This is a genomic window from Halomonas cupida (assembly GCF_900142755.1).
In the GTDB taxonomy this organism is placed as follows: Bacteria; Pseudomonadota; Gammaproteobacteria; order Pseudomonadales; family Halomonadaceae; genus Halomonas; species Halomonas cupida.
On record NZ_FRCA01000009.1, the window covers coordinates 156,344 to 168,832 of the forward strand.

Consider the following 12,489-nt stretch of genomic DNA (forward strand, 5'->3'; position numbering starts at 1 on the left):
AAGAATGCTCGCATGGAATTTACGGCTACCAGGGAGGGGAGCATGGATACGGACAATGCATGGCAGATCATCACCACACTGGCGTCGGGCGTGGACCCGATCACCGGAGAAATCCAACCCGCCGACAGTACGTTGCAGCACCCGGATATTGTCCGCGCCCTGTATGTCGCCAGCATGGCGCTGCAGGAGCGGTTGGGCAACAGCTCGACTCGAAGAGCCGCGCGACCCGAGAGAGCTGGAGCTCCCTGGAGCGATGAAGAGGACCTGCAGCTGGTTCAGGCATTCGAGGAAGACATTGGCCCGAACGACCTGGCTGATCGTCACCAACGTACTCGTGGCGCCATTCATGCGCGGCTGATACGACTGGGGAAGATCGCTCCGGATTCACCGGATCAAGAGTAACGAAAGGTCGCTGTGAAATGGTTCAGTTTCGTCATCAGTCCTGCCAGGATAAGGGATCCTGTTGATCGCGAGAGGAGGTGCCCATGACTCAGGGTTGTCATGAAGATGTGGATTTCCGGGCACTGATGGGCGATGTACGGCCCCTCAAGCAGGAGCGCAATCGGGCAGATGTTGGCCACCACCGCAGCGCTCCCAGTGAGTCCCAACTGGTGCGTCGACAGTACGCGCTTGCGGGGGAGGAGGGGCTGGACACCTTATCGGACGAGTTCATCGATCTGGTGCCGCCTTTCGATCCACTGGAATATCGCCGTGACGGCATTCAGACTGGAGTTGTCGAGCGCCTTCGGCAGGGTGGCTACCCGATGCAGGCCAGCCTTCATCTACTGCGTCGTCCGCTGCAGGAGTGCCGACGCGAGTTGCCCGCCTTCATCCGTGATGCCTATGCCGCGGATCTGCGTTCAGTGCTGATCATCCATGGTCGCGGCCGGGAAATCGACAGCCCACCCAATGTGCTGCGCTCCTGTCTGGCCAGATGGTTGACGTTGCTGGATGAGGTCCAGGCCTATGCTTCAGCTCAAGAGCGTGATGGTGGCCTGGGGGCGACCTGGGTGATGTTGCGCAAGAGCGAACGAGCGCGTGCCAACAATCGTGAACGTCAGCAGAAGCGGAGGGGATAGGCTCGTTCACCACCAGCTCTTTTCATCACCAGCTTTTTTTCACCACGAGTTCTTTTTCACCACCAACAAGAACGCCGCCCGAGGGCGGCGTTCTTGTTACGAGCAAAGGGACCTGTCAGGCCAGCGCAGGCTCGGGCTGATGCGCACACGCCTCGCGTTGGCGGCGCAGGAACATCGGCTCGGGGTTGTCGATGGATACCTGATAATGACGGCTGAAGGCATTGAAGGCGTTCAAGGCATCCTCGACGATCTGGTCCTCACGCAGTGACCAGGCGTCGAAGCCACAGCGCTTCATGTAGACCAGTTGATCGATCAGTACGTCACCCAGAGCGCGGATCTCGCCGGTGAAGGCATGGCGTTCACGCAGCACACGCGCGACGGAATAGCCACGACCATCAGTGAACTTCGGGAAATCGATGGCAACCAGCGGCGCCTCGCGAAGGGCGGCGATGGTCTCGGCGTCCAACTCGGTGTCACTGGGCAGCCAGGGGGCCAGAGAATCGCGACGATCGGAAGCCAGCCAGACATCAAGGCGCACAATGGCCTTGCCTTCGGCGGGCGCTGTTTCATCGTCGTGGCGCAGCCACTGATCCTCAATCTGGCGGCCGCCCTTGATCAGCGGGCGCGGGGACGTCTGCTCAGGCAGCATACACAAACTCCTTGAACGGCTTCAGGCCGATACGACGGTAGGTGTCGATGAAGGTCTCATCAGGCTGACGCTCGCCGACATAGACCTGCAGTACCTTGTCGATGACACCGGGAACATCCTCGCGGAAGAAGGAGGGGCCGAGAATCTTGCCCAGCGAGGCTTCATTGCCCTGACTGCCGCCAAGCGAGATCTGGTAGTACTCCTCACCCTTCTTGTCGACACCGAGAATACCGATGTGACCGACATGGTGATGACCGCAGGCGTTCATGCAACCGGAAATATTGAGGTCCAGCGGCCCGAGGTCGTAAAGGAAGTCGAGACTTTCAAAGCGCTCCTGGATCGCCTGGGCGACCGGGATCGACTTGGCGTTGGCCAATGCACAGTAGTCGCCGCCAGGGCAGCAGATCAGGTCGGCAAGGGTGCCCACGGTGGGATTGGCCAGCCCAAGTTCGTCGAGTTTGTGCCACAACTCCTCGATCTGGTCGACGGCAACGTCGGTCAGTACCAGGTTCTGCTCGTGGGTGACCCGCAGCTCACCGAAGCTGTAATCGTCGGCCAGGTCCGCGATGGCTGCCATCTGCTCGGAGGTCACGTCGCCCGGTGATTGGCTGCTGCGCTTGAGGGACAGGGTAACGGCCTTGTATCCACTGACCTTGTGGTCGGTGACGTTGTTGGTCACGAAGCGGGCAAAGGCACGGTTGTTACGACGCAGGGCTTCATAGCTCTCGATGTCTGAGGCGTCGATCTCGCGACGCGGTGGCTCGACAAAGTGAGACGCCATTTCATCGATGGCCTGCTGGTTGAGGGTCTGAGGGCCATCCTTGAGGTGCGCCCACTCTTCCTCGACACGACGACGCATTTCGTCAACGCCCAGGGCCTTGGTCAGGATCTTGATGCGCGCCTTGAACTTGTTGTCGCGACGACCGAACTGGTTGTAGACCCGGACGATCGCCTCGAGATAGGTCAGCAGGTGCTGCCAGGGGAGATCCTCACAGATGGTCTCGCCGATCATCGGCGTGCGGCCGAGGCCGCCACCTACCAGCACCTTGACGCGGACTTCGCCGGCGTCATCACGCCACAGGCGCAGGCCCACGTCGTGTACCTGGATGGCAGCGCGATCATCGCTGGCACCAGTGACGGCAATCTTGAACTTGCGCGGCAGGTAGAAGAATTCCGGATGGAACGTCGACCACTGGCGGATCAGCTCGCACCAGGGGCGCGGATCCACTTCCTCATCACCGGCAATCCCCGAGAACTGGTCAGTGGTGGTGTTGCGGATATCGTTGCCGCTGGTCTGGATGGCGTGCATCTGCACGGTAGCCAGCTCGGCGAGAATATCCGGTACATCCTCCAGTTTCGGCCAGTTCAGCTGAAGATTGGTGCGCGTAGTGAAGTGGCCATAGCCACGGTCATAGCGCGCGGCGATCTCGCCGAGCTTGCGCAGTTGGTAGGAAGCCAGCATCCCATAGGGGATGGCGATACGCAGCATGGGCGCGTACCGCTGCACGTACAGGCCGTTCTGCACACGCAGGGGCAGAAACTCCTCATCGCTGATCTTGCCTTCAAGATAGCGACGCATCTGGTCACGGAACTGTTCGACGCGTTCTTCGACCAGGGTCTGGTCATGATTGTCGTAGCGGTACATTCAGCGCTTTCCTGCAGCATGAGAATGACGGGACGTTGCCCGCTACCTTACTCTTTCGCCATTATTCTATAAAAGAATAAATGCTTATAGTTTTCGCGCAAAAAGTAATTAGAGGGAGTCATTCTAGATTGTCACGGTTTGCCAACGCCGCCGTTGCCAGATCAGCACAAAGACCAGCGAGTTGAGCATGCGATAGCCTAACTGACACCACCATATGCCTACCAGCCCCCATCCGTGATGGACGCCAAGCCACCAGGCCAGCGGCAGAAACATCAGCCACTGAGTCGACAGGGTCAGGGTCATGACGGTGCGCTGGGCGCCTGCGCCCAGTAGTGCCTGAGTGAATACCAGGGCCGCAGCATCAACGACGATCATCAGTGCGGTCAGGCGCAGGGGCTGGACGCCCATCTCGATCATCTCCGGTTGATGCAGGAAAAGCCCCAGCACCTGTTCAGGAAGGATCAGCATGGGAAGTGCCATGATGGCCAGGCAGAGCCAGGTCAGGCGGACCACATCCCAGCCCCAGCGATGCGCAATTTCCGGAGCGTCGCGGCCCAGAGCCTCACCCACCAGGCTCATCGCCGCCATGCCGAAACCCACGCCAGGCAGGATCAGCAACAATGACAGATTGACCAGCACATGGCCGACCGCCACGCTGGCGGTGCTGACCTGGCCGAGGATCCAGAACAGTACAGCGTAACCGGCCGCGAACCACAGTTGCTGGAAGGAGTGCGGCACCGCCAGCCGCAAGGTGGTCAGCAGATCACGGGGGGCGGGCCAATCGCGGATAGCCGGGAGGTGGCCATGAGTGACAGCCGTCCAGAGCAGCAGGCCCGCCACCAGCGATAGTGTCGTGCCCAGCCCGGCACCGCTGGCGCCCATGGCAGGCAGCCCCCACAAACCAAAGATCAGTCCGATGCTGGCCAGCAGGTTGACCAGGTGCATGACCAGCATGATGCGCAGATAGATGCCGGTTTCCTGGATGCCATTCCAGTAGCCTCTGAAGCAGAAGATCAACGCAATCGGCAGCAGCGAGATCACCCTCCAGCGAAAGTAATCAACGGCAATATGGCTGATCCCGGGGTCGCTATTGATCAATGACAACAGGGCCGGCGCCTGCCAGAGGCAGAGGGCGGTAAGTGGCAGGGCAACGGCGAGGGCAATCGTCAGACCGGCACGCAAGGGGTCGCTGCGACGATCCAGTGCCTGTTCTCCATGACGACGCGCGACTTGCGCCTGTACGCCGGACATGAGCCCGAATACCGTGGCCGAGACCAGAAACATGGCATAGCCACCGATTCCCACGGCGGCCAGCTCGTCGGCACCCAGGCGCCCAACCAGTGCGGCGTCCACCAGGTTGAGCAGACTCTGGGTCAACATGCCGGCCATGATCGGCAACGCCAGACGCAGGATGGTCTGACGCCGTGTCGAATCAGGCAGCATCGCACCCCCGATGATGATGTCGGAAGCGCAACGCAGGCATCTGTTGCTGGAAATGCGGGGATGTCATGCCGTACGTGAGACCACCGTCATGCCGGATCATAGGACAGGACAGGAGACAGCCAACGCTCCATGTCCTCGAACTCACGACCCTTGCGTTCAGCGAGACGCTCGACCTGGTCGCGGGTGATCTTGCCGGTGGAGAAGTACTTCGACTTCGGATGCGAGAAGTACCAACCGGATACTGCAGCGGCCGGCCACATGGCGAAGCTCTCAGTCAGTTCCAGGCCCGTATGACGGGAGGCATCAAGCATGCGGAACAGCGTCGCCTTCTCGGTATGATCCGGGCAGGCTGGATACCCCGGCGCCGGACGGATGCCCTGGTACTTCTCGGCGATCAGAGCGTCATTGTCGAGACTCTCTTCCGGCACATAGCCCCAGAACTCACGGCGCACGCGCTCATGCATGTGTTCGGCGAAGGCTTCGGCCAGGCGGTCGGCCAGCGCCTGGACCATGATGGCGTTGTAGTCGTCGCCGCGTGCCTTGTACTGCGACGAGAGCTCCTCGACGCCGTGCCCAGCGGTGACGGCAAAACCACCGATCCAGTCGGCCTTGCCACTGTCCTTTGGTGCGATGAAATCGGCGAGGCTGTAGCAGACGCCTTCGCGGTTCTTCGTGGTCTGCTGACGGATATGATGGAGGCGCTCGACTACCTGCTGACGGGAGTCGTCGGCATAGACCTCGATCACATCATGGTCAACGGTGTTGGCCGGCCACATGCCGATGACGCCACGTGCCTGAATGCGTTTCTCGTCGACCAGTTGCTTGAGCATGGCCTGGGCATCGGCATACAGGTTGCGTGCCGCCTCACCGACCACCTTGTCGTCGAGAATCTTCGGAAACTTGCCGGCCAGCTCCCAGCTCATAAAGAAGGGGGTCCAGTCGATACGCTCGATCAGGGAGTTCAGATCGTAGTTGTCGAAGGCCTTGAGGCCGGTGAAGGTTGGCGCAGGCGGTGTATAGCCTTCCCACTCCAGCAGCGGCTTGCGTTCACAGGCACTGGCGTAATCCAGGTCCGCCGCCTTGGGGCGACGCCTGGCGTTGCGCTCACGGACCTTGATGTACTCCTCGCGGATGTCGGCGATGAACTCGGGCTTGAGTGTGGGGGACAGCAGGCGGCTGGCCACGCCGACCGCGCGCGAAGCATCGGTGACATAGATCACAGGCTGTTCGTACTGTGGCTCGATCTTGACTGCCGTATGTGCCTTGGAGGTGGTGGCACCGCCGATCAGCAGCGGCAGGGTATATCCCTGGCGCTGCATTTCCTTCGCCACATGCACCATCTCGTCGAGAGAAGGGGTGATCAGGCCTGACAACCCAATCAGGTCGGCCTTCTCGTCGCGGGCAGTCTGCAGGATCTTCTCTGCTGGCACCATCACGCCCAGGTCGATGACCTCGTAGTTGTTGCATTGGAGCACCACGCCGACGATGTTCTTGCCGATATCGTGCACATCGCCCTTGACCGTGGCCATGACAATCTTGCCCTTGGTCTGGCTGTCCTCGCTCTTCTCGGCCTCGATAAAGGGAATCAGATAGGCAACTGCCTGCTTCATGACCCGGGCCGATTTGACCACCTGGGGCAGGAACATCTTGCCGGCACCGAACAGGTCACCGACGATGTTCATCCCGTCCATCAGCGGCCCCTCTATGACCTCGATGGGGCGAGCGGCACGCTGACGAGCCAGCTCCGTATCTTCCTCGATGAAGCTGGTGATGCCCTTGACCAGCGCGTGAGCAATGCGTTTCTCGACCTCCCAACTACGCCACTCGAGATCTTCCTTGCGCTCGGCGGTGCTACCGTCGCCCTTGTAGCGATCCGCGATCTCGAGTAGGCGCTCGGTGCTGTCGCTGCGACGGTTGAGAACCACGTCCTCTACGGCCTCGCGCAGTTCTTCCGGCAGATCGTCATAGACAGCCAGCTGTCCGGCATTGACGATGCCCATGGTCATGCCGGCGCGAATGGCATGATAGAGAAAGACCGAGTGAATGGCCTCGCGAACCGGGTTGTTGCCGCGGAACGAGAAGGACACGTTGGAGACACCACCGGAGACCATGGCGTGGGGCAGGTGCTCAGTGATCCAGCGCGTGGCCTCGATGAAGTCCACCGCGTAGTTGTCGTGTTCCTCGATGCCGGTGCCGATGGCAAAGATGTTGGGGTCGAAGATGATGTCTTCCGGCGGAAAACCGATCTCGTCGACCAGTACCTGATAGGCGCGCTGACAGATCTCTGTCTTGCGCGCGAAGGTATCGGCCTGGCCGCTCTCGTCAAAAGCCATGACCACAACCGCAGCACCGTGTCGGCGACACTCGGTCGCCTGGTGACGGAAGGAGTCCTCGCCCTCCTTGAGTGAGATCGAGTTGACAATGGCCTTGCCCTGCACGCATTTCAGGCCGGCCTCGATGATGTCCCACTTGGACGAGTCAACCATGATCGGGACACGAGCAATATCCGGCTCGCCGGCAATCAGGTTCAGGAAGCGCACCATGGCTTCCTGTGACTCCAGCATGCCTTCGTCCATGTTGATGTCGATGACCTGGGCGCCATTCTCGACCTGCTCGAGTGCCACTTCCAGGGCAGTGGTGAAGTCCTCTTCCTTGATCAACCGCTTGAAGCGCGCAGACCCGGTGACATTGGTTCGCTCGCCGACGTTGACGAACAGCGACCCCTTCTCGATGTTGAAGGGTTCCAGGCCGGACAGTCGACAGGCCATGGGGCGTTCGGGCAATGCTCGCGGAGGCAGTTCCTGAATGGCAGCATGGATGGCAGCGATGTGCTCTGGTGTCGACCCGCAGCAACCACCGATGATGTTGACCAGACCACTGCGGGCAAAGTCGGCAACGATCTCGGCCATTTCCTCCGGCGTTTGATCGTACTCGCCGAATTCGTTGGGCAAGCCGGCATTGGGGTGCGCGGAAACAAAGGTGTCTGCCTTGTTGGAGAGCTCTTCCACGTAGGGGCGCAGCTCCTCCGCGCCCAGGGCGCAGTTGAGGCCGACAGACAAGGGCCGGGCGTGGCGCACGGAATTCCAGAAGGCCTCGGTGGTCTGGCCGGACAGGGTACGGCCGGAGGCATCGGTGATGGTCCCGGAGATCATCACCGGCAGGCGTATGCCGGTCTCGTCGAAGATCTCCTCAAGGGCGTAGATGGCTGCCTTGGCATTGAGCGTATCGAAGATGGTCTCGATCATGATCAGATCGGCACCGCCATCGATCAGCGCTAACGCCGACTCTCGATAGTTGTCACGCAGCTCGTCGAAGGTCACGTTGCGATTCGCCGGGTCATTGACATCCGGTGACAGCGAGGCGGTGCGCGACGTAGGACCAAGCACCCCAGCGACATAACGTGGAATGCCGGTTTCCTCTCCGACTGCGTCACAGACCTCTCGCGCCAGACGCGCGGCCTCACGGTTGAGTTCGGCGACCAGTTCCTCCATGCCATAGTCGGACTGGGACAGTCGGGTGGCGTTGAAGGTGTTGGTCTCGATGATATCGGCGCCGGCCTCGAGGTAGTCGCGATGAATGCGCGATACCAGCTCCGGGCAGGTCAACGCCAGCAGGTCGTTGTTGCCCTTGAGGTCGCTGGGCCAGTCGCGGAAACGATCGCCGCGAAAATCTTCCTCGCTCAGTGAGGCATTCTGCAACATCGTCCCCATGCCACCATCCAGCATCAGGATGCGCTGTTTGAGGCTTTCGGTCAGGCGGGCGGTCTGGTCTGTGGCAACAGCTACCATGGGAAGAGGGGTCTCCAGCAAAGCGCTAACGTCAGGTCGGCGTTAAGGTTGTTATGCGTAACAGCTATTGTATCGGCCAGTGTCTGCACTCACATGAGGAATGAGCCACTGACGTCCAAATGCGACAGTCATTACTGATATACTTCCGTGTCCTGGCATGAAGGTGGTGTCGCAAGGGCCTATATATTATCAAACTGGTGCGGCGGGCGGCAGGGGAAAGCTATACCCGACTAAATTGCTCGGGATTGTATCCCGCCATGTGGTCGCTTACCATGACAGGAAATAGACCGTAGCGGTAACAGCGGCGATATGCCGACGGGCCCAGACAGTAGTGAGAGACTCATGAGCGATAGTATCCAGATTACTGATAGCGCACAGGATTACCTGGCCGAGCTGCTCGAGAAGCAGGGAGTCGAGGGCATTGCGGTGCGTATCTTCATTACACAGCCGGGAACACCCTACGCCGAGACCTGTCTGGCCTACTGTCGTCCCGGCGAGGAAGAGCCCAGCGACGAGCGCCTGGAGCTCGAGAAGATTTCCGTCCATCTCGATGCCAATAGCATTCCCTTCCTGGAAGAAGCGGTGGTCGACTTCAATGCCGACCGCATGGGCGGGCAACTGACCATCAAGGCGCCCAACGCCAAGATGCCCAAGGTCAACGCTGACAGTCCGCTGGAGGACCGCATCAACTATGTACTCTACAGCGAGATCAACCCCGGGTTGGCTGCCCATGGTGGCGAGATCAAGCTGGTTCAGATGACCGAGGATCAGATTGCCGTGCTGGCCTTCGGTGGCGGTTGTCAGGGCTGTGCTGCCGTTGACCTTACGCTCAAGGAAGGTGTCGAGAAGACACTGATGGAGCGTATTCCGGAGCTGGCGGGAATTCGCGATGTCACCGACCATACGGATACCAGCAACGCCTATTACCGCTGACCCGGGGCCGTCGACATCGGTAGTGCAACACCGGACGCCGGGATACCGCTGTAGCCAGCGGTATCCCGGCGTACTTCCTTCCAGCCGAGCGTCCGCTCAAGCCGGTGTTGCGATCACCCGAGCGTCTTCCTGCTCAAAGGGCCAGGGGCCTTCGAACTGGCTGATGGCCATCTGGTTGGACACGATGGTCTGCTGAGACTTGCGAAACTGATACAGCGTCATCGCGCCTGGTTCCATGACCAGCGAATTGGCGCTGTCCGCCCGCTGATCGAGATGAACCGCGTGGCAGGTGCTCGGCGATACCTGGCAGAGAACGTTGCCGATCTGGGTGGTCAGGGCCCGATGGACATGACCGGAAATCATTCGTGCCGGGCCTGGGTAGGCCTCCAGTCTCTCCATCAACTGCTGCCCATTGCGTAGGTTGTTGTCATCCATGGCCTGGATGCCGCTATGCAGCCAGGGATGGTGAGTGGCAACAATCACCGGTGTCTTGCCAAGCTCGGCCAGGTTGTTGTCGAGAAAGGCAAGGCCGTCAGCATCGATCATGCCGTAGTGTTCGCCTTCGACCAGCGTATCCAGTCCGATGACACAGAAGCCGCTGAAATCACGACGCCACTGGATCGGGCCATGGTGCGGCATCCAGGCACAGTCCGCGAAGGTGGCTCGCAGGCGCTCGCGGTGATCGTGATTTCCCGGCAGTACCAGGTAAGGTAGCGCCAGAACATCCATGATGTAGCGGAAGCGTTTGTACTCCTGCTCACTGCCGTGGTCGGTGAGATCGCCGGTGACAATCACACACTCCACCTCGGTGATGGCAGGTAGCTGGTCATTGAGGGTGGCGATAGCCTGACGGAGAGGTCCCGCTGTTTCCGATCGGCCATAGGCGAGCTGACCTTCAGCAACGATGTGGGTATCGGTAAGCTGGATGAATCCCGACATTCAGGCGGCCTCTCCCGTCATCATCAGAAGGTCTGTGGGTCGATATTGACGTCGACCGTTTCGCTCGGCTGGGGAGCGTGGTACACCGAGAGCGATGATGGCGATACAGGGTGACAGTGGCGTGAAGATTCCAGGTCGTCAGGGTGACGGGTCAGGTAGAGCCGTAAATGTCGGAGGGAAAGAGGGGCATCTGCGAGGAGGATAGTTGGTGGGCTGACTCTTGTGCTTGAATGATGCTTACTTGAATACGTGGCAGGAGGGGCTCATGGCATATCCACGACAGCGAGTGACATTGATTACCCTCGGTGTGACCGACCTGCAGCGAGCCATGGAATTCTACCGAAACTGGGGGTGGCAGCCGCACCCCGAGTCCCAGCCGGGGATTGCGTTCTTCCAGATGCATGGCGCTGCGCTGGCGTTGTTCGGCAAGGCAGAGCTTGCTGCTGATCAGGGGCGCCCCGAAGTCGAGCTGGGAACCGGAGCGATGAGCCTGGCCCAGAACTGCGCTGATGAGGCGGAAGTGGACGCCGTCTTTGCTGCTGCCATGGCGGCAGGAGCAAATTGCCTCAAGCCGCCCGAGAAGGCCTTCTGGGGCGGCTATTCGGGGTATCTTGCTGACCCGGACGGCCATGTCTGGGAAATTGCCGCCAATCCGTTCTGGCCGTTGGAGGATGATGGTTCGCTGACACTGCCAGAGCCTGGCTGAAGGAACTCCGGAGCACATTTCGACAGGAATGGGGTGGCGAGTGCCTGGCTCAGGTGTCCGCTCGGGGTTCGTCCTTGTCATCCTCATCGTCGGGCGTACCGTCCTGATCCCTGGGCGAGGTGCCGGTCAGGGTCCAGAGTTTCTCGTCCAGTCGTGCTTCGAGGACATTGAGTCGATCTGACTGAGCGGCCATCAGGCGACGCTGCTCTTCCAGCCGTTCGTTGAGCAGGTCGATCTCGTGACCACGGGCGCGAGCGTTTTCCTCGGCGCGCGATCGAGCCGTCTGGGTTTCGCGGTGGCGCTTTTCCTCATCGGCCAGATCGCTGCGGGCACTCTGTAGCTGTTGCAGCAGGGCATCCTGACGGTGTTCGGCCTGTTTCAGGCGCTGGGCGTGAGCCTTCTCCAGTGCCTGACGTTCCTGGCGGGCGTCATCCAGCATCGCCATCAATCTTGCCTCGGCGGCTTCGTGTCGCTGCTCTTCCTGGTGCAGGCGTTCGCGCTGCTCCTCTTCCTGTTTCGCCAGGCTGGCCTGGTACTGAGAGGCCTGGCGCTCATTGTCCTGTTGCAGGCGAGACAACTGATCCTCCAGCTGCACTGCACGCTTGCGCTCCTTTTCCGCCTGCTGCTCGAGATTCTGAGCGGCGGCTTCCATGCGGGCGCCTTCTGCACTGCATTGCTGCAGGCGCTGCTCTGTGCTGCTCAGGTGAGCGGCGAGGGCGGACTCACGTTGCTCGGCGTCCTCCGCACGACGCAGGGCTTCAGCCACGCGGTCCTGTGCGGACTCCACCTGGCGGTCCGCTTCCTCGCGGTAGTGGCTGAGGTTCTCGGAAGCTGCTTGCTGCGCCTGACGCCATAGTTCCTCGGCCAGTTGCTGCAGTTCTGCAGGCATGCCCTGAGGGGGCGGCACATCGCGGCGCTCCTCACGGCGTGCACGCCATTCGCGCAGATGGTCGCTGATGGTGGTGTAGCTGCCGGTGCCGAGGATCTCGCGCACCTTCTGCACGCTCGGCGTTTCCTGTCGCTGCAACAGGCTGTCAACGGCGCGCTGAACATCTTCGAACGTAATCCCGGTCCGGGCCATGAATCTCTCCTTGAACGGCACAAACTGGTCGTGCCTGCACAGATGATGCCCGAACTCCGCACCGGGATGCCATGCCCCGCGATGATTCGTTCTCTGCTGATGTTGATCCAGCGGGCTTGTAACGATGGCTTTATGTCTCGGCCTATGTCGAGCGTCATCAGATTATAGATCTTTTTGCGTAATTACATAAAGAATATATACGTAATTTTATTAATGAAATATAAAA

At 60.3% G+C, this 12,489-nt stretch carries 10 protein-coding genes; 4 read left to right on the plus strand and 6 right to left on the minus strand.

Translation table 11 applies throughout. From position 1 onward, the window contains the following. Positions 1-42 precede the first annotated feature (42 nt). Both BUE38_RS16095 and smrA read left to right on the plus strand, forming a co-directional pair. Positions 43-402: a hypothetical protein gene (locus tag BUE38_RS16095; RefSeq protein ID WP_073436263.1), complete on the plus strand. Its 360-nt coding sequence runs from the start codon at positions 43-45 to the stop codon at positions 400-402. A gap of 83 nt (positions 403-485) precedes the next feature. Beyond that, the gene (smrA, locus tag BUE38_RS16100) at positions 486-1,079 is read left to right on the plus strand and encodes a DNA endonuclease SmrA (RefSeq protein WP_073436264.1); all 594 of its coding nucleotides are present in this window, start codon (positions 486-488) and stop codon (positions 1,077-1,079) included. Between the two features lie 115 nt (positions 1,080-1,194). On the opposite strand, the gene BUE38_RS16105 is transcribed toward smrA, so the two are convergent. From BUE38_RS16105 to metH, 4 genes are all read right to left on the minus strand, one after another. Continuing rightward, positions 1,195-1,728, minus strand: coding sequence for a DUF934 domain-containing protein (locus tag BUE38_RS16105; protein WP_143166366.1), 534 nt, complete (start codon positions 1,726-1,728; stop codon positions 1,195-1,197). After that, positions 1,718-3,373, minus strand: coding sequence for a nitrite/sulfite reductase (locus BUE38_RS16110; RefSeq protein WP_073436265.1), 1,656 nt, complete (start codon positions 3,371-3,373; stop codon positions 1,718-1,720). Before BUE38_RS16110 ends, BUE38_RS16105 begins: the two co-directional genes overlap by 11 nt. Positions 3,374-3,496: 123 nt before the next feature. After that, the gene (locus BUE38_RS16115; RefSeq protein WP_073436266.1) at positions 3,497-4,816 is read right to left on the minus strand and encodes an MATE family efflux transporter; all 1,320 of its coding nucleotides are present in this window, start codon (positions 4,814-4,816) and stop codon (positions 3,497-3,499) included. 86 nt (positions 4,817-4,902) lie between these two features. Continuing rightward, positions 4,903-8,604, minus strand: a complete 3,702-nt coding sequence (metH, locus tag BUE38_RS16120; RefSeq protein ID WP_073436267.1) for a methionine synthase — start codon at positions 8,602-8,604, stop codon at positions 4,903-4,905. A 342-nt stretch (positions 8,605-8,946) separates the two neighbouring features. Here metH and nfuA point away from each other — a divergent pair, with 342 nt between their 5' ends. Beyond that, positions 8,947-9,537, plus strand: a complete 591-nt coding sequence (nfuA, locus tag BUE38_RS16125; protein ID WP_143166367.1) for a Fe-S biogenesis protein NfuA — start codon at positions 8,947-8,949, stop codon at positions 9,535-9,537. A 96-nt stretch (positions 9,538-9,633) separates the two neighbouring features. Here the strand turns inward: nfuA and BUE38_RS16130 are convergent, their stop codons facing one another. After that, the gene (locus tag BUE38_RS16130; protein WP_073436269.1) at positions 9,634-10,476 is read right to left on the minus strand and encodes a phosphodiesterase; all 843 of its coding nucleotides are present in this window, start codon (positions 10,474-10,476) and stop codon (positions 9,634-9,636) included. Between the two features lie 265 nt (positions 10,477-10,741). Between BUE38_RS16130 and BUE38_RS16135 the strand changes: the two genes are divergently transcribed. Further along, positions 10,742-11,182 (plus strand): VOC family protein, encoded by a 441-nt coding sequence (locus BUE38_RS16135; RefSeq protein ID WP_073436270.1) that lies wholly within the window; start codon positions 10,742-10,744, stop codon positions 11,180-11,182. A 49-nt stretch (positions 11,183-11,231) separates the two neighbouring features. Here BUE38_RS16135 and BUE38_RS16140 read toward each other — a convergent pair whose 3' ends face one another. After that, entirely contained in the window at positions 11,232-12,263 is a 1,032-nt protein-coding gene (locus BUE38_RS16140; RefSeq protein WP_073436271.1) for a DNA-binding protein, read from the minus strand. Between the last annotated feature and the right edge of the window lie 226 nt (positions 12,264-12,489).